The 21089-nt window shown below is 36.1% G+C and carries 18 protein-coding genes; 9 read left to right on the top strand and 9 right to left on the bottom strand.

Features of this window, described 5'->3' with window-relative positions; all coding sequences use genetic code 11:
- Positions 1 to 5: 5 nt before the first annotated feature.
- Positions 6 to 1418 (bottom strand): lactaldehyde dehydrogenase, encoded by a 1413-nt coding sequence (locus E7Z78_RS02940; protein WP_303723691.1) that lies wholly within the window; start codon positions 1416 to 1418, stop codon positions 6 to 8.
- Between the two features lie 50 nt (positions 1419 to 1468).
- Between E7Z78_RS02940 and E7Z78_RS02935 the strand changes: the two genes are divergently transcribed.
- From E7Z78_RS02935 to E7Z78_RS02905, 7 genes are all read left to right on the top strand, one after another.
- Positions 1469 to 2050, top strand: a complete 582-nt coding sequence (locus E7Z78_RS02935) for a TMEM175 family protein (protein ID WP_303723690.1) — start codon at positions 1469 to 1471, stop codon at positions 2048 to 2050.
- Positions 2040 to 2606 carry a TMEM175 family protein gene (locus E7Z78_RS02930; RefSeq protein ID WP_303723689.1) on the top strand — a complete coding sequence of 189 codons (567 nt, stop codon included), beginning with the start codon at positions 2040 to 2042 and terminating at the stop codon, positions 2604 to 2606. Before E7Z78_RS02935 ends, E7Z78_RS02930 begins: the two co-directional genes overlap by 11 nt.
- Before the next feature lie 69 nt (positions 2607 to 2675).
- On the top strand, positions 2676 to 3485 hold the full coding sequence (locus E7Z78_RS02925) for a hypothetical protein (RefSeq protein ID WP_303723688.1): 810 nt from the start codon (positions 2676 to 2678) through the stop codon (positions 3483 to 3485).
- Between the two features lie 15 nt (positions 3486 to 3500).
- Positions 3501 to 4544, top strand: a complete 1044-nt coding sequence (locus E7Z78_RS02920; RefSeq protein WP_303723687.1) for an acyltransferase — start codon at positions 3501 to 3503, stop codon at positions 4542 to 4544.
- Between the two features lie 132 nt (positions 4545 to 4676).
- A complete protein-coding gene (locus tag E7Z78_RS02915) occupies positions 4677 to 4976 on the top strand; it encodes an STAS domain-containing protein (protein WP_303723686.1) in 300 nt (99 codons plus the stop codon).
- A complete protein-coding gene (locus tag E7Z78_RS02910) occupies positions 4973 to 5350 on the top strand; it encodes an ATP-binding protein (RefSeq protein WP_303723685.1) in 378 nt (125 codons plus the stop codon). Before E7Z78_RS02915 ends, E7Z78_RS02910 begins: the two co-directional genes overlap by 4 nt.
- 33 nt (positions 5351 to 5383) lie before the next feature.
- Positions 5384 to 6016 (top strand): 4'-phosphopantetheinyl transferase superfamily protein, encoded by a 633-nt coding sequence (locus tag E7Z78_RS02905; protein ID WP_303723684.1) that lies wholly within the window; start codon positions 5384 to 5386, stop codon positions 6014 to 6016.
- Between the two features lie 23 nt (positions 6017 to 6039).
- On the opposite strand, the gene E7Z78_RS02900 is transcribed toward E7Z78_RS02905, so the two are convergent.
- From E7Z78_RS02900 to E7Z78_RS02880, 5 genes are all read right to left on the bottom strand, one after another.
- Positions 6040 to 6750 carry a DUF4013 domain-containing protein gene (locus E7Z78_RS02900; protein ID WP_303723683.1) on the bottom strand — a complete coding sequence of 237 codons (711 nt, stop codon included), beginning with the start codon at positions 6748 to 6750 and terminating at the stop codon, positions 6040 to 6042.
- Positions 6751 to 6845: 95 nt separating this feature from the next.
- Positions 6846 to 7787: a bile acid:sodium symporter family protein gene (locus tag E7Z78_RS02895; protein WP_303723682.1), complete on the bottom strand. Its 942-nt coding sequence runs from the start codon at positions 7785 to 7787 to the stop codon at positions 6846 to 6848.
- 96 nt (positions 7788 to 7883) lie between these two features.
- Positions 7884 to 8099, bottom strand: a complete 216-nt coding sequence (locus E7Z78_RS02890; protein WP_303723680.1) for a hypothetical protein — start codon at positions 8097 to 8099, stop codon at positions 7884 to 7886.
- A gap of 71 nt (positions 8100 to 8170) precedes the next feature.
- On the bottom strand, positions 8171 to 8353 hold the full coding sequence (locus tag E7Z78_RS02885; protein WP_303723678.1) for a class III signal peptide-containing protein: 183 nt from the start codon (positions 8351 to 8353) through the stop codon (positions 8171 to 8173).
- Entirely contained in the window at positions 8353 to 9099 is a 747-nt protein-coding gene (locus E7Z78_RS02880; RefSeq protein ID WP_303723816.1) for a type II secretion system F family protein, read from the bottom strand. Before E7Z78_RS02880 ends, E7Z78_RS02885 begins: the two co-directional genes overlap by 1 nt.
- On the opposite strand from E7Z78_RS02880, the gene E7Z78_RS02875 reads away from it, so the two are divergent.
- Together E7Z78_RS02875 and E7Z78_RS02870 are read left to right on the top strand one after the other, a co-directional pair.
- Positions 9050 to 9205, top strand: a complete 156-nt coding sequence (locus E7Z78_RS02875) for a hypothetical protein (protein ID WP_303723820.1) — start codon at positions 9050 to 9052, stop codon at positions 9203 to 9205. The two genes, E7Z78_RS02880 and E7Z78_RS02875, sit on opposite strands and share 50 nt — an antisense overlap.
- 229 nt (positions 9206 to 9434) lie before the next feature.
- Positions 9435 to 10301: a CPBP family intramembrane glutamic endopeptidase gene (locus E7Z78_RS02870; RefSeq protein ID WP_303723676.1), complete on the top strand. Its 867-nt coding sequence runs from the start codon at positions 9435 to 9437 to the stop codon at positions 10299 to 10301.
- A 27-nt stretch (positions 10302 to 10328) separates the two neighbouring features.
- On the opposite strand, the gene E7Z78_RS02865 is transcribed toward E7Z78_RS02870, so the two are convergent.
- The 3 genes from E7Z78_RS02865 to E7Z78_RS02855 all read right to left on the bottom strand — a co-directional run bounded on the left by E7Z78_RS02865 (position 10329) and on the right by E7Z78_RS02855 (position 20833).
- Positions 10329 to 11186 carry an alpha/beta hydrolase fold domain-containing protein gene (locus tag E7Z78_RS02865; RefSeq protein WP_303723675.1) on the bottom strand — a complete coding sequence of 286 codons (858 nt, stop codon included), beginning with the start codon at positions 11184 to 11186 and terminating at the stop codon, positions 10329 to 10331.
- A 102-nt stretch (positions 11187 to 11288) separates the two neighbouring features.
- Complete coding sequence (locus E7Z78_RS02860) at positions 11289 to 13016, bottom strand: MATE family efflux transporter (protein ID WP_303723674.1); 1728 nt, start codon at positions 13014 to 13016, stop codon at positions 11289 to 11291.
- Positions 13017 to 13027: 11 nt separating this feature from the next.
- The gene (locus tag E7Z78_RS02855) at positions 13028 to 20833 is read right to left on the bottom strand and encodes a non-ribosomal peptide synthetase (protein ID WP_303723672.1); all 7806 of its coding nucleotides are present in this window, start codon (positions 20831 to 20833) and stop codon (positions 13028 to 13030) included.
- Positions 20834 to 21089: the final 256 nt, after the last annotated feature.

Genomic DNA, 21089 nt, shown 5'->3' with positions numbered 1-21089 from the left:
TTTAATTACCTTAAATTCAATCCTATCAATTTTGTTTTGGTCATTTCTTCAACGGCATATTTAATGCCCTCTTTTCCAACACCACTATTCTTGAATCCTCCAAATGGCATGTTGTCTGTTCTGAAGGTGGATTGCTTATTGATGAACACTGTTCCAGCTTCAACTTCCTGGGCACACCTCATTGCTGAAGCATAATCTGAAGTGAAAACCCCAGCCTGCAAGCCATATTCAGTGTCGTTAGCCACTTTAATTGCATCGTCAATGCCTTTCACCCTGATTATTGGCGCTATCGGACCGAATGTTTCCCTTACAACCAAATCCATTTCAGGATCAACGTTGTCAATTACTGTAGCCTGATAGAATGCTCCTTCACGCTTTCCTCCGGTGAGTATTTCGGCACCGTCCCTAACTGCATTGTTGACTGTCTCTTCAACTTGCCTTGCGGCATTTTCAGAAATGAGTGTTCCTAATGTTGTGGTTTTTTCCAGTGGATTTCCCATGACCAGTTTTTCAGTCTCTGCTACCAGTTTATCTGCAAATTCATCGGCAATCTCATCTTCAATGATTATTCTTTTGACTCCCATGCAGACCTGGCCAGCATTTAAGAATGCTCCGTTGATGACTCCCTTAACCGCCTTGTCAATATCGGCATCCTTTAAAACAATCATCGGGTCGTTTCCTCCAAGTTCCAAAGTGACCTTTTTCATTCCCGCCTTTTGGGATATCATCATTCCGGTTGTTACGCTTCCTGTGAATGATATCTTGTCAACTTCCGGTGAGCACACCAGGTAATCCCCGACTTCAGAGCCGTATCCGGTTACTGTGTTGACCACACCATCTGGAAACTCCTCATTCAAGAGTTCCCCAAACTTCATTACGGTTAAAGGTGCTTCTGTTGGTGGTTTTATGATTACAGTGTTTTTGCAGGCAATTGCAGGTGCAATCTTGTGTATTGTCAGGTTCAATGGATAATTGAATGGTGTTATTGCCGCAACAACTCCCAGCGGCAGGCGTTGTGTGAATGCGAAAAATCCCTTTCCGTTCAATCCGGCATCCAACGGCACGCTTTCCCCATATATTCTTTTTGCTTCTTCAGCAGCCAGCTTGAGTGTTTCGATTGACCTGTCAAGTTCAACCAGTGCCTCGTTAATGGGTTTTCCAACTTCCAGTGCCAACAGTTCAGCGAACTCCTCACGTTTGTCTTTTAATTTCTCACAAACTGAATATAACTTGTTTGAAACCTTAAATGCAGACATTTCAACAAGACTGTCTTTTGCATCATTTGCCGCATCGATTGCAAGCTGTGCTGTCTGCAGGTGTGCTATCGGCACAGTGTCTATTACACTGCCATCATAAGGGTTGACTACATCTTCCAAATCTTCGCCTGAAACGTGTTTTCCGCCTATTAACATATCCATTTTATCACCTTTAATTAATATTTTATATTAAAAATTATAAATATTGTCATATGGAAACCAATAGATTTGAAACATTTTTTGATGCGATTATTGCAATCATAATCACTGTTCTGGTTTTGAAAATTCCCCAACCGGCAACTCCGACATTGGGTGGAGTTTTAGAGCTGCAAAATGTTTATATTGCTTATTTGATTAGTTTTTTGATTTTATATAATATCTGGTATGCCAATCATAACCTGTTCCAGGTTGTGGAGCATATTGAAAACACTACCGTATGGATTTATGGAATTATGACCTTTGTAATATCCTTGCTTCCGTATTTTACAATCTGGCTTGCAAACAACATTTATTCCATACCTGCCGAGATAATGTTTGGTTTGATATTCATAATAACCCATATCCTTACCACATTGGCCAATCACACTATTTACAAAAGCAATCCATATAATAAGGAATTGAAAACATTGAACAATGATTCATACCTGTTAAACACCCCTATAATTGTTTTGATAATTGGTTTCATCCTAACTTATACAGTGTACCGTCCGGGAATTTATTTATGCTGCCTGCTTTCAATTGTCATGTGGATTATTCTTGGAAGAGTTGTGAGGAGGAATGAAAATGGAAACTGAACGATTTGAAGCATTGATTGATGCAATTTTGGCAATCATCATTACAATCATTGTTTTGGAAATTCCCCTTGCATCAGCAGGAACCTGGGAGGCATTGTTTGAGCTTAAATATGAATTTGCAATCTATGCCATCAGTTTCATAGTGTGTTTCAATTTCTGGAATTTCAACAACAACCTTTTCGCAATTGTGAACAAGATTGACCATAAGGTCATATGGACAATGGGAATAACCCTTTTTGTCTTCTCATTGCTGCCTTACCTGACTACATTTGTTGCTGAGAATTTCTATTTGTTCTTCCCGCAATTGCTATATGGACTATGCTTTATTGTGACTGCAATACTTTCCAAATTGATTTCAAAATTCCTGAAAGAATCAGATCCGGCAAACATTGCACTTCAATTGGCTTTGGAAAAAGATTATATATTCGCAATGACCATTGTTTTAGCCGTCATTGGAATTATAATTGGTTATTTCGCATATCCTCCGGCGATCATCATTTGTTGTCTGCTTTCAATAATTGCAATGTGGATTGTTCCAAAATTCATTAACAATTAAACATTAGTTAAATAATTATATATCAAAAAATAATATAATTATTAACTAATTATTTTAGAGGTGCAATTAATGAACAGAAAGCTACTTACAATATTGTTTATTGCAGTTTTTCTAACAGCATGCGTTAGCTTCGTTTCTGCAGCGGATGATATTAAAACTCAAGACATCTCTGTAAAACTTACATGGGATGACATAGTAAACCTTCCAGATAAGGTAACAGTAAATCTTTTAAAGGACAACAAGGTTGTTGACACCAAAGTATTAAGCAAATCCAATTCTTGGTCAGCAGTATTCAAGAATCAGGAAGATGACGGAAAATATTCAATTAAAGTGAATGACAATAAAGATTATTCTTTTCATATTATCGGTGATGCAAAGAAAGGTTTCATCATAAAAGAGAATCCTCTTGATGGAGATATTTTAGGCATTGATAATGAAACAACTGTAGAAGATGTATTGAATACTGAAATCCCTTCTTCAGACAATGAAGATAATTTGACTGAAGATGAATCAGACAATGACAATCAGACAGCCACTGAGGATGAAACAACACCAACTGAAGATGCACAATCTAATTCAACAGATGATGACAACTCCACAGACGATTCAACAGACAATTCAACCGACGATTCTACTGACAATTCCACAGAAAACTCAACATCAACTGATGACAAGGATGATACCAGCAAAGATAAAAATACTAAAACTAAAAAAACAACCAAAACAAAAGAAACAGTGAAAACAAAAATCGTTAAACATTACAATAAAACCAAACCTGAAAACAACACTAAACAGGACATGAAAAAGACAGGAATACCTATAGCATTAGTTTTAGTGGCAATGATTGCCATATTTGTACCAATTATACGTAGAAAATAATCGGAGACATAATTAATGAGTAAAAATAGAGTCGAATGGATTGATCTTGTACGTGCAATAGCTATCCTGACAGTACTGTACATTCATGCAACAGATGGTATTTATATAATATCATCTGATGCAATAATGCACTATACATTATTTTCAAGAGTTTTTCAATTCATTTCACTGTTTATTGGACGTATTGGGGTTCCGTTCTTTTTAATGATTACAGGTTATCTGTTACTTGACAGAAGCTATAATGACGAGCGTGTCCGCAAGTTCTGGAGCAAAAACTGTAAGGGACTGATTATAGTCACTATCCTTTGGACCGTGATTTATGCAGTTAGCCTGCAGTTTGTTGCTGTTGGAAGCCAGTCCGTCAACTTTACCGAAGCTGGAAACCTATTCTTCAGCCACATGTGGTATATGCCGATGATTATTGGAATGTATCTTTCCATGCCGTTTGTTGCAAGCGCATTGGATAATTTCAAACCGGAAACAATCAATCAGGCCACAATCGTATTTTCACTTTTGGCATTTGCGATTCCATTCATCACATTACTGTTTGACATGCAGGGGATTAAAGGCATTTCAATCCAATTCAGTTTAGGATTCAGTGGAGGAGTATATGGAATTTACATTATACTGGGATACTTGGTCAAGAAAGGAGTTTTCAAGAAGTATTCAACCAATAAATTCAGATTGCTTGCACTCGTGTCATTTTTAATTTGTGTAGTCTTCCAGTACTATGCATTCATCAGAGGATACAATTTCTTCCTATGGTATGAGTTCCCATTCATCCTGACAGGATCATTCGCACTGTTCGAACTGTGTTCCAGAAGAGGAAGCGTCAGATTCTATAGTGGAGTCCAAGTATTGTCAAAATACTCATTTGCAGTATTTTTAATACATAACCTATTCAGACTCCCATTATTACCTTTGATTGTTGGATTGCCATTCACAGAACCTGTCAAGGCTCTGATTTTATGGGTTTTACTGATTTTCTTCAGTTATGTGGCGGCCGCAATCATTTATAGAATCCCTAAATTCGGTAAGTTTATTTTATACATGAGATAACTTTAATCAATTATCTCTTTTTCCACTTATTTTTTTGATTCAGAGATAGTGTTCAACACCGAAAGGAATATCTACAGGAAATTTCAACAAAATATTTAAACTTACATAAAAATATATTAAACCAGTGATATTATGAATATTTTAAAAGATTATGATAACAAGGATTTAACATTATCAGTAGAGGGTAGAATTGATACCTTGACTTCACAGGACTTGGAAAAGGAAATTAATGAAGAGCTTGGAAAATTTGACTCATTAGTAATTGATTTTGAGAAAGTGGAATACATTTCCAGTGCCGGTTTGAGAGTGCTGATAGCAACCCAGAAAAAATTAAAATCCACAGACACCCCAATGGTTATCAAAAACGTGAACGAAACCATTAATGAAATTTTCAGGATGTCTGGATTTGATAAAATATTAAAGATAGAATGAATTCATTGGAATTGGCTCCTCAAATTGAGGAATTATACAAATTGAATGATTTCATCAATGAAATTATTGGAAAACAGGATTTTCAGGTTGATCTGATTCTGGAAGAGGTCTTTGTAAACATTGTCAACTATTCAAAGACCGATTCAATCAGGGTCAACTCTAGTTTTGAAAACTCCATATTGACACTTGAGTTTATTGATGATGGAGTTGAATTCAATCCTCTTTTAAATGAAGACCCTAAAATGCCGGAAAGCATTGAAGATGCTGAGGTAGGCGGTTTGGGAATTCATCTGACAAAAGAGCTTTCAGATGATATTGAATATGATAGGATTGCCGACGAAAACCATCTCAAGATCACCAAGAAAGTGGAATAAACAATACCTAATTTTAACATTGAAGATTAAAAAATGATTAAAATAGCTTACTGCAATGTCGACGATTTGGATTTGACAAGGTCATACGAATTGCTCCCGGAACATAGAAAATCAAAAGTGGATTTTTATAGGTTCGAAAAGGACAAGAAACTGAGCGCCGGAGCATATCTTCTTTTGAATACCTTGCTTAGAGAGGAAAACATCACAAACCCCACTTTCGAAACCGGAAAATACGGCAAGGCATACATATCAAGCCATGAAGACATTCATTTCAATTTGAGCCATTCACGTAAAATGGTAGCTTGTGCAATATCCGATATGGAAGTCGGCGTTGATGTTGAATATGTTGATGGGGAAATCGATTTGGACATAGCCAAACACTACTTCTTCAACTCAGAATATGAAAGCATTATGAAATCCCACAATCCTTCAAACGAATTTTTTAGATATTGGGTTTTAAAGGAAAGCTATATGAAATACACTGGTTTGGGATTCAATCTGGAACTGGATCAGTTTGAAATACTGATCGGGGATGAAATCACATTAAAAGGCAATGAAAATAATCTGAAATTCAGCTTATTTGATGTTGAAAACTATAAATTGGCAGCTTGCTCCAAGCATAATGTCAAAAAAGCGGTTGAATATAATATTGAAGACTTGTTTTAAAAAAAGAAAAAATAAAGGTTTATTTATACATTAGAGTATAATAAACCAGTAGCTCTACTTACAAAGAATGAGAAGTAAACCCCTAAAATACCAATTAGTATTCCGCCAATGATATTGTTCCATCTAGCAACGAAAATCATAATTGTTGCTAAAATCACTGCAATAATCATCATGAGAATAATGAATACTAAGAGTTTAACGATACCCACTCTGGAAATATCGCCGATAGCATCACCAATTGCTAATGCATGAGCCATATCTTCACTTTTAGCTAATCTGCATTGACCCATGATTGCTGCTAATCCAAAGATAATAGCAATAATGAAGTTTATGATGCTGGATAGCCAATTTTGGAAGAAAATTGCGAGAATAGCTCCGATAATGATTGGAATAAGATAATAAACAATTTGAACAATAAACAATTTAAATCCATTAACGAATTGTCTGATAATATCAATTCCAGGTGCACCCGGATCCCTATTTATACCAAATTTAACAATATCCAATTGATAACCTGATATGATGAATGAAAGGATAAGAGCGATGATTACTCCTAAAACTCCAGTACCTAGAATAGCCAAAACATTTTCAGCAGCATAACTGGCAGCCAAGGCCACAACGAGTCCCGCAATGGAGATTCCTAAAATTATTCCCAAAATAAGATAAAGTACTAATGCTTTAATATTCTGAAATGGATACAGTAAAGCATCTGACATGATTTCTGTTAATTCCATGTTTTATCACCATCTAAGTTTTAATACTCAAAAATTAAAGAGCATTAATATTTTTGGCATTAATATTATTTAAAATATAACAATGAAAAGTCAAATCAGTTATAATGCCTCTTGAAGATATATGCAAGAATTGACCCTGCAAAATTCTGCCAAACCGAATACAGTGCTCCAGGAACTGTTGCCTGGGCCAGATTTGGAAAATGAGTCTTGGCAAGGCTTGTTGAGAGTCCTGAATTTTGAAATGCCAGTTCAATAGCCACAGTAATGACCTGCTTTCTTTCCATTCCAACCAGATAACCCAAAAGAAAACCAAGCAGCATTCCGATAAAATACTGTAGAACGATGACAACAATCACTATTCCTGATGAGGTCAGTATAGCCTGCTTGTTTGCCCCAATCACTCCTGCAACAATCAAACAAACGACAAGAGATGATATTGCCGGCAGATAATCTTTGAGTTCATCGCAAAAGCTTGGGAACTTATAATTCAAAAGCAAACCCAATGCTATTGGAATGATAACTATCTGAACAATTGAAATGAACATTTGGGTTGGATCGAAATGAATCTGATTGCCTATTAGCAGCAAAGTGATTAGTGGAGTCAGTACTGGTGAAAGCAAAGTGGAGACTGCTGTTAATGAAACGGAAAGCGCTACATCACCATTTGCAAGAAACGTAATGACATCAGAGGCAGTTCCACCGGGAACAGTGCCGACTAGAATGATTCCCACAGTCAATGCAGCATCAAGGGAAAACAGGCTTGCAAGGGCAAATGCCAGAACAGGCATTATGATATACTGGGCGGAAATTCCAACTGCAATCTCGCGAGGATGCCTGAATACATTGACGAAATTGTCCAACTTCAATGTTGTTCCCATTGTGAAAAGAACAACGCTTAAAAGCAGATTCAGTATATTGACACCATTAATTTCACTTAAAACCCAACTGAATGACTTGGGATAGGCCAGTGAAATGCCAACGGCAATCAAAATGATTATAAAAAAATATTTTTCAATAAGATTAAAAACCCTTTTCATCAATTAAATTTTGTTTTTATAACTAAAAAAAGTTAATGTAAAAAAATATATCAGAATGAGAAATTATGAAATTTCCCATCATGAACTTCTAAAAAATCAGTATGTTCTGTATGCGTCAATTGCACAGTAAAGCGCATAGATTGTATAAATTACATTTCCAATAATTCCAGTAAGGTATATAGCTATTATAAATGCTAAAATTACCGCTATTATAAACATTATTATTCCTTTTTTCTTGTCACCATTTATTGCCTGGCCCACACCAGGAATAATGAATGAAAGAATTGCATTGACAACTGCATCCCATTCCATTTTAACCATCCTTTAAAATTTTTTTAGCGCTCAGCATAATTATCTCTAATGTTGAACATATTTAACATTAACTATTTGAAATACTGTCCAAGGTTAGTCAATTCATTGTTGAATTCGCTGACTTCCTTTGATGCAATCTCCTCACTCAAATCATTCATATACTTATTGTATAGATGAATAGCAAGCAGAACAACAACAATTATTCCACCAAACAACAATATGAATTCCGCTGATGCCTGACCCTTATTATCCATTAGAATCCCCCCATAAGCAAGGTTCCGCCAAATGTTGATATGAAATAGAATATTCCAAATGACCCCACAGCCAGAGGCAGGGAATATTTTACGCCCTTCTTAACATCCCCATACATGATTATGCTGATGATAAAGCCCACTAGAATAGAATGGATAATCAAGTACATTTCCCCTGCAATCGGGGCTGTGAAAATGATTTGTGAATCCATCCCATAGCTTTGCATGAATCCCGAATATACGCTTACCATGCCTATAGAAAATGGAGTAGCTATAACCGCTGAAATCAGAAGAAACATGACTGACATCATGACCGATGATCTTCTCTCCCTTTTAAGAGCCATCAGCTCCCTCAAGTCATCCGAAACATCAGACAATACTTTTGAAATGCTTGAACCGCTTTTGCGCCCATCAAGAATTATTCCAAAAATCCTCTCCAGTTCCCTTGATTTCAATCGCTTGCTCATTGCACGCCATGCCTCATCGAAATTTCGCCCCATTCGAATTTCTATGATCGTTCTCCTCATCTCGTCGTATAGCGGGCCTTCGCCGTATTGCGACATGTCCTCCATTGCATTTTCAAAGCTGAGTCCTACCTGCAGCATGCTTGAAAGCTGCCTTAGAAAGTCTGGAGCGGTTCGCTCTATTTCTTGAGCTCTCCTCTCCTGTTGGACAATGACATATGTGAAAAGTCCAGGAATGACAAAAAGTGGCAATATCAGAACAGAGACTGGAAGGTTTAGGGACATTAACATTGCTGCAAATGCGCTTTCTGACAATAATAAGAAAATTATGAGAATGGCTAAAACTTTACTTGCATCTGTAAAAATTGCTCCACTCAACAAAAATTCCTGAAACCTGGACAAATACCTTTCAGGAACAATATTGTCAATGAATACAACTAAATTATCAATTATTTTTAGATTCATAAAATACTATTATCGTTTAGTTAATATAAAGACTTGGTTATCTTTTAAATCAATTTTACAATGTGAAAACAATATTATTTAAAGTATAATATTTCAGAAATAGACCAAACTTCAAAATGCAAAAGATATATGATAAAAAATAAAAATCTATAATCATGACAGAAAAAGAAATAAACGAATTCGTTACATTTCCAAAAACTTTTGAAAAATACAAATGGTACAAACCAATACTGGTATTCATAATAGGATTAATAATAAATGCCATTCTGATCGTATCGATATACTTCATTTTTTCAATTGTATATGGAGAGCATTTAATAGATGGATTCCTAAACGGAGGATATGAAACATTGAATAACGAGTTGGGCACAATCATTTCTAATTTGTCAGTTATCACCATGATTCCCGCAGTGTATATTGCAACAAAGATTGTTAAGGACAGACCATTCTCATCATATGCTTCTTCAAGAGGAGGATGGAACTTTAAACTCTATTTTAAAGCATTTATAATTCCATTTATACTGTTCTTGGTTTTTGAACTTGTTGAAACAGCAATAACCGGTCAAACTGGGACTTATCATTTTTCCATACCGTTTTTGATAATTTGTTTAATTTTAGTGCCCCTTCAATGTATAGCAGAGGAATACGTGTATCGTGGACTCATAATGCAGACATTCGGATCATGGTTCAGCATACCAATTTTAGCAGTGATTCTTCAGTCAGTTATTTTTGCACTGTCTCACGGTTACAACAGCCTAGGAAATGTTGAAATATTCATTTCAGGACTGATTATGGGATTTTTAGCTTGGAAGACAAATGGTATAGAGGTCAGCTCTGCGTTCCATACCGCAAACAACCTATCCCTCAGTTTACTTATTATGTTCGGACTCCAATCAGCCCAAACAAACGTGACACTACCTGATTTCATAGAGGTGACCATTTTCGAGATTATCCTATGTTTAATAATGTATTACGTTGGTAAAAAAACAGATTGGTTTGGCGAAATCCCTGAAAACTCTTAAAATTCATGATTATTCAGTTATGAATAATCATTTAATTATTTCTTTTTTTATTTCTTTAAATGCGCTTTTTGCCTCAGGCATCGGGAACAACGGATAGATATGGAATAGTCCATCGCCTTCTATGAACTTGACATCAACATCATCTCTTTTTAGCTTTTCAACATACATCTTGATGTCCTTGTAGAATATCTCATTTGTTCCGGCAAAAATAAGGGTTCTCGGCAATCCGCTGTTATCTCCATATGTGGCGCTTACGCGATAGTCTTTGCTATCCCAGTCACCTGCCCATGATTTCCCGATTTCCCTCAGGCCGATTTCACCTAAAATCGGGTCGTTTTCATTGTCATACGGCCCGTTGCTCATTGAAATGTCAATCCATGGGGAAAATGTTATGATCTTGTCGGGTTGCGCCAGACCGATTGTATTGAGATACTGACAGAATGAAAAAACAAGTCCTCCTCCTGCGGAATCGCCCATAAGTATCAAATTATCCCTTGAGGTTAGGGTTTCATAAAATTCTCGAAGCAGGTCAAAAGTTTCCTTCGCTTTATGTAAAGGAGCGAGTGGGTAAACTGGCAACAACACTTGGACATCTAATTTTCGTGAAAGCAAAAAGCAATATAATAGATGCTGATAATTTATTTCATTAACGTATGCTCCCCCATGTAGATACAGTATTGTGTTTTTGCAAGTTTCATCACCTATTTTGAAGACTTCCATACCATTGAAATCAAAACTCTTGAAAAGGCCACTTGGAGGCTTAGGATCATTTTGCCTATCGGATAAAAAGTGACTTACCTCATCTGAAAAGTCCATATATTTTGGTTTGGTTGCCTTTAAAATGCTTTCCTCTATTTTCGCAATAAATGATTTTTGACCAGACATGTTAATTAACTCAATGAAAATTATGTTAATGAAAATATAAATAATTAATTTAATCGAAAAAAAAGAATTGGATAATGTGTTAACATCATCCTTAAATATCACTTAATTTTTAATTGTGATTACAGTGCTGTTCAATCCCAAAACTCTGGAATAATCGATTTTATCCGCAATTTTATTTAAGACACTTATGTTGTCAAATTCCAAATTCTCATTTTCAACAACAGGATTGAAATCGATTCCTGTATCCTTGACTGAAATCAGAATATTGTCCTCATTGTTTCTGACGATAACATCAATTGTGCCGACCTCATCATTGGTGTTGATGATATTTACAAGCATTTCCTCAATGGCCATGCTGACCACCGTTGCGGATTTGTTTCCTTCTAGATAATTTTGAACTTCTTGTGATAATTCCACAGCCTCGTCAATATTGCCTCTTATGGTATACTCAAATACCTTTGTGTCGTCATTGTGCTTGTTGATGAAAAATCCGGTGTACTCCCCATCGGTTTTCCTGCTTAAGTGCCTTGAATATGCAAATATGAAAAGTATTGTAAAGAGTTCAGCCAATGCAAATGAAATCCAAATTCCATTTCCTCCAAACACAAAGGACAATACTGTTGCAAATCCAATCGGAAATATTAATCCCTCAAGCAATGAAATGATTGTTGACAATTGATTTTTCTGTATCGCTTGAGAATAGAAAGTGTATAGGAATGTTATTGCAGTTCCAACATAGCTTATTGCAAATATCCTTACTGCGTTTAAGACAACAAGAACATAAGACGGGTCCTTGACACTGTACAGCATCAACAATGATTGAGGATAGACTATGAATAAAACCGCCAATGCAAGACTTGAAGCAAAGACTATTTTCAACGACCTGCGAATAATGTAATTCACTCCGGAATAATCCTCTTCCTTATAGTAAACTGACACGATTGGAGACATTGTCTGAGCTGTCCCGATTAAAAAGATGTACAATATGAACAGACTGTTATAGCAAATACCAAATGCTACAAGACCTGCGTTTCCAACATATATTCCAATCAATGAGTTTATAATCAATAGCTTTAATGTCAAGTATAATTGGGTTGATGAGGATGAGAATCCAGAAGTGACAATCTGCCTAAGATAAGACAGAAATGAAGTCACTTTCAATTTTATAAATTGTAGTGTTCGTTCGGACTTGTAGAAGTAAAATGAAATTAATATTGAACCTGTTAAGTACCCTGTTGAGGTAGACAATGCTGCTCCTCCTATTCCCATATTAAATAATTGGAGATATATGATATCAAAGACTATGTTAATAATATTAGCCAACAATATCGCCCTGAATGGCAGTGTAGGAATTCCATCGGCCCTTATGAAGTATGATAAGCTCATCATATAACATAAAAATGGCATTCCAATAACCAATAAAATGAAATAGCTAGTGACATCCGGAATCAATTCAGGCTGTGAAGCACATAACAACTGGGCAATTGGGCCTGAAAATATAAGACCTACAACTGCTATCACTATGCCTAGGGTTATAAGAGATATAATTGCCACCGAAAAGTAGCTATTGCTCTTTTCATCATCGAATTCGGCCTTTGCAACAGAGCAGAGAACACTGCCCCCCAATCCGATCATCCAGTAAATGAGATTGACAAAGGTGATTAAAGGAGCAACAATCTGAATAGCCGAAAGGTTTGCTGCACCCAGCAAGAAACTCACAATCAATCCATCTACAAAAAGACAGATGTTTCCTGCCATGGAAGTGAACAATGTAGGCAGGAAAAACTCAGTAAACTTACTTCTCAATAACTCATAATTACGTTCATGCATTGTTTTACCCCCTAAACACTAAAGAAATCAAGTTCATCCAAATATTTTACAAAATTATAAACGTATTCCTCTGAAAGGAATGGCCAGGTAATTCCCAAACGATATAATGCCTGGATTGTGTATGAATTGTCTACAGGAAGCCATATCTTTTTAACCTTACCCGAACCAATAGAAGTGATTAAACCGGAAACTCCCTCTTGTTTTGTTTTGTCTGCAAGAGCCTCATCCAATGCTTTTTGATAATCATCATCTTCAGCAGGATCAATTGTCAATCCTAACGGCCTAATTATATCAATTATGTCTCCGAAGCTGATATTGTGATAATCATATGGATGGAAAATGGTGCATTCCTTAGGAGTCTTGGACAATCCCACAATGGCCTTAGCTGTAATGTCAATCGGTGAGAATTCAACAGGATTCATAAGCATGGAATATGGCATTTTACCTATTGTCACGAACGCCTTAAGACGATTGATGAAACCGTTTGTTACGAAGTTGATTTGGAATTCACTGTCTGAACTTCTGGCCATCAGGTTACCTACACGCATGATTTTAACATCCAAATCATCATTAACGGCAGCTTCCAAAACGGCACGTTCCGCAAGGAATTTACTGTTTAGATATTGGTTATCCACTGCCTGACCAATGAATAGATCATTTTCCGTAAATTTAACGTCAACCGGAGGATAATTGTCAATACTTTCACCTGCAATACTGTAGGTTGAAATCTGAACATATTTCGCATTCTTCATTTTAGCAAACTTGAGTCCATTGACTACACCCCCAAGGTTGATATCTTCAATATCTGTTCCTGATGAGAAGTGTTTTACGTTGGCGGCACAGTTGAAGACAGTATCTATTTTTTCATGCACAAGCTTTTCAAAGTCCTCAAAGTTTGTGATGTCTCCCTCGATAATGTGCAGCCTTTCATCAAATGCCTCGTTGTACTCATCTGAGAAATAATAGAAGAGAAGTGATTTCAATCTTTCAGCACCGCTTAGAACCTTATTGGATCTGATGAAACAGTAAATTTCACCATCCTCATTTTCAAGTAATTCACGCAATACATGTATTCCTAAAAATCCTGTGGCACCAGTCAACAGCACATTACCTACACTGTCTTGGATTTCACCATTAATGATTGTTTCAAGATTGTTTTTCTCAAGCAGGCTGTTGATTTGTGAATAGTCATAAGCCATTTCTGATTTCTTCTCCAATGACTCATCAGATAGGATAAAGTCTGACAATGCCCTTGGAGTTGGATTTGAGAATACGTCCCCATAATTCAGGTTATAATTTCTGTTTATAGCTTCCATGGTAATTTTAGTAACTAGAAGTGAAGTTCCACCAATTTCAAAGAAGTTATCGGTGGCGCTTACCTCATCAAGTCCTAAAATTTCTGCAAAGAGATTTGCAAAGAATGCTTCAATTTCATTTTCAGGAGCAACATATTCAGTGATTAGAACCGGTTCAGGCAAGTTCCTCAAGTCTGTTTTGCCATTTACGGTTTGCGGCATTTCATCAAGTTCCATGTAGACTGTTGGAACCATGTAATATACCAATTTTTCAGCAAGTGAAGCCTTTAACTCATCAATATCAATTGAATATCCATTTTCCTCACGGTTTTCATCCTTGTAATCATCATGAACAGTGAAATATGCACATAAGTGATCATTGCCCTTAATCTTTTTAACGACAACCGCAACGGATTTGATTCCAGGGAAGTTTGAAAGACCAACTTCAATCTCACCTATTTCAATCCTTAAGCCTCTAAGCTTGATTTGGTTATCCATTCTTCCGAACACATAATAATTCCCATCTTCAGTGACTTTAACAAAGTCCCCTGAGTGATAGAATCGGATTCCATTAATTATTTCATATGACTCCTCATTTTTCTCAGGACGGTTCAGGTACTCTCTTGAAACACCCTTTCCTGCAATGTACATTTCCCCAATGACATTTGGAGGCAATGGGTTTGAATCGAAATCCATAACCATTTCATGTACGTTGAAAAGCTCTTTTCCAATGTGAATGTCTGAACTTTCAAGCAGCTGACCGTTACAGTAGACTGTAGTCTCTGTTGGCCCGTACATGTTGAATAGTTTTCCATTGGAGTTTTGTGAAAGCAATTCATATAATCTGGCTGAGAATGGTTCTCCAGCGTGAATGTATACCTTGAATCCGTACATTGTCTCCTGCATCGCTTCGATTTCCAGATATTGCAGCAAACGTGATGGGGTTGCAATGTAGACATTAGCGCCTGTCCTGTGAATCAGACTCATCATTTCGATTGGGTCCTTGTATTCAGTGTCATTGGCAAATACCATCGGCACCCCGTTCAATAGGGATCCCATAATCTCCTGCTGGAACACATCGAAAGCAACTGTTGTAGTGGACAATACCTTATAATCCTCTTTTTCAAGATTATGCACCAGTTCATAGGTACATACATTTCTAGGGTCAGGATAAACGAAGTTTGCAATGTTTCCATGTTCAAGAATTACTCCTTTTGGAAGTCCTGTGGAACCTGAAGTGTAGATGAGATAAGCCATGTTATTGGCATGAACGTCAGGGTCGGGGTTTGAAGTGTCTTCCTCTTTTAGAAGTTCATGGACATCCAATAAGTTATCCTCATATTGGGACAGATCTATGGATTTTTTCTCAATTACATCATCCACAATTATGTATTTTGACTCACTGTCTGTCAATACATGCTCAATTCTTTCAGAAGGATATTCTGAGTCCACTGGAATAAATGCAGCACCTGATTTCAGGATACCGAAAATTGATGCTATTGTGTTACTGTCCCTATTAAGAATAAACATTATCCTGTCCTCAGGACCTACACCCCTTTTGATAAGGCCATGTGCAATCCTATTGGCCTTTTCATTCAATTGCTCATATGTGAATTCCCCGTCGGTGGCATATAAGACAACCCTGTCAGGATGCATTTCCACCTGATTTTCAAATATCTTGTTTAATCTTTCCTCTGGAATTTCATCATACTCTAAATCGTCAACTCCCCAGTCATCATTTTCGATTATTGAAATATCCTTCATCAATGTTTTTTCATCGAAACTTTGGAATTTATTCAGGACAATCCTAATACAGTTAAGGAATGTGTCAATTAAAGTTTTAGAGTATAATTGGTCATTGTATTCGCAGAAAATCCTATATTGGTCTCCGACATCGACAACATTAATATTTATCTTGAATTTCAATCCTTCATAATCTATTGACTGCCTTTCGACATTCATTCCTCCGATTTCAATATCCTCAATGATTTTGCCGTGGTATGCGTACAATATCTCAGGAGTGATGTCGAACTCGTTTGAGATTTCTGTTAGAGGATATGATGAGTAACCCAATACGTTTAACCACTCGCCGTTAATGTAGTCAAGGTATTCCTTAATGTTTGAATCTGAATTCAATTTCAATGATAAAGGCAATGTCTTAACCATCATTGCCAATGTCTTTTGCTGGTTTGGATTGAATCTGCCGTTAGTGATTGTTGCAATCAATATTTCACGATTATAAACAAACTTGTTTATGACGAATGAGGTCGCAGCCAGGAACAAGTTGTTTTGGGATATGCCGGATTTTGCGCAGAACTCATCTATGGATTCCTTACCCAAGAAGATATCATCCATTGCGGCACTACCCTCAGACTCATCACCATTGATGTCCTGCGGAATCAATGTGGCATCATCAAATTCCTTGACCTTATTGGAGAAAAATAGTTTAGCCTCTTCATACAAGCTGGATTGTTCTGTTTTCTTTTCATTCAATGAATATTCAAATCCATCAATCTCCTCAATCTCATAATCCTTTCCATCATAGATTTTAGCTATCTCATCAAATAGAATGTTTAATGAAGTTCCATCAACGATAATGTGGTGGAAATCAGCAAGCAACATTGAATTTCCAACTATCTTGAAGCGGAACAATGGCCCCTCATCAAGCTTGAACGGCTTTACAAACTCGTCCACATTAGCATCATCAACCATTTCTATTAAATCATCAACTTTCAGGTTATCCCTTCTTTGTTGGTAAACTTCACCGTTTTCCATTACAATTCTTGTTTTTAAATATGGATGATTTTCAATGGATTCAATAATTGATAATTTGAGTTTATCTGCATCAATGCCTTCACTAAATTCCATTTTCTTTGGAAGGTTATATGCAGTGTTTTCAGGATCTTTAATGCAGTCAAAGTAAACTCCAAGTTGATTTGAGGTTAAAGGATATAATTCCTGCACATCACTTGATGATGCATCATCTATCTTAATTTCAGAAGCGATTCTTTCAATTGTCTTATAATTAAGTATTTCAGTAACGTTTAACTGTGCATTCAAGTTATTGTAAATTGCAGATGTCAGTTTGATTACAGACAATGAAGTCAATCCTATGCTGAATAAATCAGTGTTTACACCAAATTCCTCAATGTTCAAGAGCTCGGATACAATATTGAATAACTCCTGTTCAATCTCATTTCTTGGTTTAATAAAATCATCAACATCAATTTCAGGGTCAGGCAAGTTTTTAAAGTCTGTCTTGCCATTTGGAGTTTTTGGAAACTCGTCAAGTTGTGTGAAATAAGATGGAACCATATACTCAGGAATTGAATCAACTAAATGTTGCTTTAAATCATCAATATCTATATCGGTTACGGCTGTAAAGTAGGCGCATAAATGCTCCACTGAATTGACTTTTTTGACAACGACCTTTGAAAGGGAAATGCCATCATAATTGGCAATTGCCCCTTCAATTTCAGACAATTCGATTCTTAAGCCCCTAAGCTTGATTTGAGTATCATTTCTCCCATGAACATATAGCTCGCCGTTAGCATCTTTTTTACCCAAATCTCCAGTATTGTAATATGGAATGTCATTAAGTGTTAAAAAGACCTTTTGGGTTTGCTCCTCATTATTCAGATATCCTCTTGCAATTCCTGCACCACCAACATAGATTTCGCCCATGACATATGGAGGAAGTTGATTTCCATCGATATCCATTATCTTATCAACCACATTGAGCATCTTCCATCCTGCGGTGACTTGAGATGAGTCAATCAGCTTGTAGTGTGATGCAATGGTGACCTCTGTTGGGCCGTAAGAGTTGTAGATGTCTGCATCAGTGTATTTTGACAGCCTTTCATATAATATAGGAGGGAATCCTTCACCGCCGACAATTATCACAGTGCAATCCTTAACAACATCCTGAATCTCTTCAAGCTGAATGTATTCGAGCAGTCTTGTTGGTGTGGAGCCAAATCCTTGAGCTCCGGTTTTTTTGAACAATTCAACCAATTTCAATGGATCTATTGATTCTTCATCGTTTGCAAACACCACTGGCAATCCATTGAGTATTGTACCAAACACTTCTCTCAAAAATACAATGAAAGAAACTGTTGAAATTGAAATGAACTTGTTACACTTATGGTTCAGCTCATAAATCGGAACATTCTCCTCAACATTTGCAACATAATTTGTGATACCCCTATGAGTAATCATCACTCCCTTAGGTTTTCCGGTTGAACCTGAAGTATAAATCATGAAACACAAGTTATCCGGCGTTAACTCGATTTCAGGATTTGAATCATCAATTTCATCAAGCAAATCATCAATATCTATTCTGTTTTCTCCATCATAACCTATTTCTGAACTTGTTATGACGAATTTGGAATCACTGTCATCCAGAATTTGATTGATTCTGTTTTTAGGATATTTAGGGTCAATTGGAATAAAAGCGGCTCCTGCCTTGACAATACCTAAAACTGCAGCTATCAGGTCACTGTTTCTTCTCATCATGAACATTACCCTATCTTCAATGTTCACTCCTCTTTTGATTAATGCATTAGCTATCCTATTGGCTTTTTTATCCAATTCCCCATATGTTACTTCCCCATCCTCTGCAATGAGTATTGTTTTTTGAGGGTTTTGAGCTACAGCCATGTCAAAGACCTTGTTTACAACACCTTCATTTGCAAGTTCAATCTTGAAGTCCTCATCATATTCAAGTTGTCTTCTTATGGAGATATCTTTCAATAAATTATCGCCTGATTCGAATCTATCCAATAAGACTTCCATTGATTCCAGAAATGTTTCAATTAGTTCTTTTGAATAGAATGACTCATCATAGCTGATGTTGATTTTTCCACTTTCATAATTAAATACGAATTTATAGTCCTTGGCATCGTATTCATCAGTGAAAAACAATATTTCACTTTCAAAATTGAGTTTTTTATTGTTTAACAAAGGATAATTTGAATAATACTTGAAATACTTTTTAAAGTCCTCCAAGTATTCAATAACAGATAAATCTGTGTTGAAATGATATCCACAAGCCTGTTTATTGTAGGCAACAAGAATATCTTTTGAAAATGAGAATTTTGTCAAGTTAAACATGAACACAGACAACAGCATTCTTTCCTTAGACAGATTATATTGTTTTGACAAGTTCTTTAATTTATCATCATCTATAGGTTTGGAAAGTTCAGAGAATATTACATTGTCTCCACTCATATCTGGAGAGATTGCTGTCGGATTGTCAAATGAATTCATCATGTTGTTGTAGTAGTTTTCGGCATTGAAGAAATCAACCACTTCAACAGTGTAATCCTTACATTTTTTGGAGGAATCATCCATTATCTGCCTTAGCAAATCCCTTAAACCATTTGCAATTGATTCAATTTCACGATGGCTGAAACAGGATTTGTCATATTCCACAAATATGGATTGCAGGCCGTTTTTATCTGAATAGTTCTTATTTATCCTGAAGTGCAATGGGAACTTGATGTCCTTTTGCAAAGTCAGGAATTTTGAATCATAGTCTGTGGAATTGGACACTATGGAAAACATTGAAATGCAGTCCGGGTCAATGTTTACGTTTCTCAAATCGGTTGCGTATTCACTGAACTGCAATTTAGCATGTGCCAATCCCTCTTTTAAAACTGATTTTGAATATACCATCAACTCATCAAAGGTTAAATCCTCATCATAGGTCAGCCTTAATGGAATTGTATTTACAAACATTCCAAGAGCGTCGCCTTGTCCGAAGTATCTTCCATGGACGGAAGTGTTCATCACAATGTCCTTAAACAATTTGTTGCTCTTTTTGGATTTTGCAAAATATAAAAACTCAAGTGCAAGTGCAGTGACAAATGGGGAATACTTGAAGTTAGGGATTTGATCCAAAAGCACTTCATAATAACCAAGTTCAGAATTGTCGAATGAATACCAATCCTGAGAATAATCTTTTAAAATGTTCAACCAATATTTTTTATCCTCACTGGCTTCAGGGGACTTTAAATACTCCATTTCATCATTAACATATGTTTCGTAAGAATACTCATCTGAAACATAATCCCCATCACGGAGGTATTTTTCAATCTCCTGAGGAATTAATGAAAATAAGGAAGTACCATCCAATAGGATATGCTGTACAACACCTATAAGAACAGCTGATGATTCTGTTTTCAATACTGCCCACTTATACAATGGAGAATCGAAAACATCATCAAAAGGTTCATCCAAGTAATCGACAATGAATTGGTCCAAATTTTCATCAGCAACTTCAAATGATTCCACATTTACATCAAAATCATCGTAATATTGCTTGAAATCCCCCTTTTCATCATATTTAATTTTTAAGTTTAAATGATTTCTAGAAATACTTTCAATTGCCTGTTTCACCTTATCAAAATTCTTCAAATCATAATCTTTTCTGAATTTGAGATAAAACGAGTCGTTGTTAGGATTGTTTATCTCAGAAAACAACAACATCTTCTGAGATGACGATAAATTAAACTTGTGCATAAATTCCCACCTAAAATGTAATATATATTATTATAAATATTTATCATTAGAATAAATATATTTTATCTTAATAGTGCAAGAATACCATGACCTCTTTTAGGTCGTGGATGAATTGCACAAAAACATGGGATGAATTAGTATTAGTTTCCAAATGCTCTCTCACTGTTTGTTTATATTATGGTTATTTAATAATATATTATTGTGTGTTTTCTTAATTTGGAAAAAATTGTAAAAAAACTCCTGTTTTGGATGTGAT

Origin of the sequence: Methanobrevibacter thaueri (genome assembly GCF_015062915.1) — an archaeon.
Lineage (GTDB): Archaea > Methanobacteriota > Methanobacteria > Methanobacteriales > Methanobacteriaceae > Methanocatella > Methanocatella thaueri_B.
Note: the sequence above shows the minus strand (reverse complement) of the source record. Positions and strands in the feature narration are given on the sequence as shown.

What these genes read in the sequence shown, in the direction of transcription:
- E7Z78_RS02940 (WP_303723691.1), bottom strand. Translation starts at nt 1,418, where the DNA reads ATGGATATGTTAATAGGCGGAAAACACGTTTCAGGCGAAGATTTGGAA.
- E7Z78_RS02935 (WP_303723690.1), top strand. Translation starts at nt 1,469, where the DNA reads ATGGAAACCAATAGATTTGAAACATTTTTTGATGCGATTATTGCAATC.
- E7Z78_RS02930 (WP_303723689.1), top strand. Translation starts at nt 2,040, where the DNA reads ATGGAAACTGAACGATTTGAAGCATTGATTGATGCAATTTTGGCAATC.
- E7Z78_RS02925 (WP_303723688.1), top strand. Translation starts at nt 2,676, where the DNA reads ATGAACAGAAAGCTACTTACAATATTGTTTATTGCAGTTTTTCTAACA.
- E7Z78_RS02920 (WP_303723687.1), top strand. Translation starts at nt 3,501, where the DNA reads ATGAGTAAAAATAGAGTCGAATGGATTGATCTTGTACGTGCAATAGCT.
- E7Z78_RS02915 (WP_303723686.1), top strand. Translation starts at nt 4,677, where the DNA reads ATGAATATTTTAAAAGATTATGATAACAAGGATTTAACATTATCAGTA.
- E7Z78_RS02910 (WP_303723685.1), top strand. Translation starts at nt 4,973, where the DNA reads ATGAATTCATTGGAATTGGCTCCTCAAATTGAGGAATTATACAAATTG.
- E7Z78_RS02905 (WP_303723684.1), top strand. Translation starts at nt 5,384, where the DNA reads ATGATTAAAATAGCTTACTGCAATGTCGACGATTTGGATTTGACAAGG.
- E7Z78_RS02900 (WP_303723683.1), bottom strand. Translation starts at nt 6,750, where the DNA reads ATGGAATTAACAGAAATCATGTCAGATGCTTTACTGTATCCATTTCAG.
- E7Z78_RS02895 (WP_303723682.1), bottom strand. Translation starts at nt 7,787, where the DNA reads ATGAAAAGGGTTTTTAATCTTATTGAAAAATATTTTTTTATAATCATT.
- E7Z78_RS02890 (WP_303723680.1), bottom strand. Translation starts at nt 8,099, where the DNA reads ATGGAATGGGATGCAGTTGTCAATGCAATTCTTTCATTCATTATTCCT.
- E7Z78_RS02885 (WP_303723678.1), bottom strand. Translation starts at nt 8,353, where the DNA reads ATGGATAATAAGGGTCAGGCATCAGCGGAATTCATATTGTTGTTTGGT.
- E7Z78_RS02875 (WP_303723820.1), top strand. Translation starts at nt 9,050, where the DNA reads ATGACAAAAAGTGGCAATATCAGAACAGAGACTGGAAGGTTTAGGGAC.
- E7Z78_RS02880 (WP_303723816.1), bottom strand. Translation starts at nt 9,099, where the DNA reads ATGTCCCTAAACCTTCCAGTCTCTGTTCTGATATTGCCACTTTTTGTC.
- E7Z78_RS02870 (WP_303723676.1), top strand. Translation starts at nt 9,435, where the DNA reads ATGACAGAAAAAGAAATAAACGAATTCGTTACATTTCCAAAAACTTTT.
- E7Z78_RS02865 (WP_303723675.1), bottom strand. Translation starts at nt 11,186, where the DNA reads ATGTCTGGTCAAAAATCATTTATTGCGAAAATAGAGGAAAGCATTTTA.
- E7Z78_RS02860 (WP_303723674.1), bottom strand. Translation starts at nt 13,016, where the DNA reads ATGCATGAACGTAATTATGAGTTATTGAGAAGTAAGTTTACTGAGTTT.
- E7Z78_RS02855 (WP_303723672.1), bottom strand. Translation starts at nt 20,833, where the DNA reads ATGCACAAGTTTAATTTATCGTCATCTCAGAAGATGTTGTTGTTTTCT.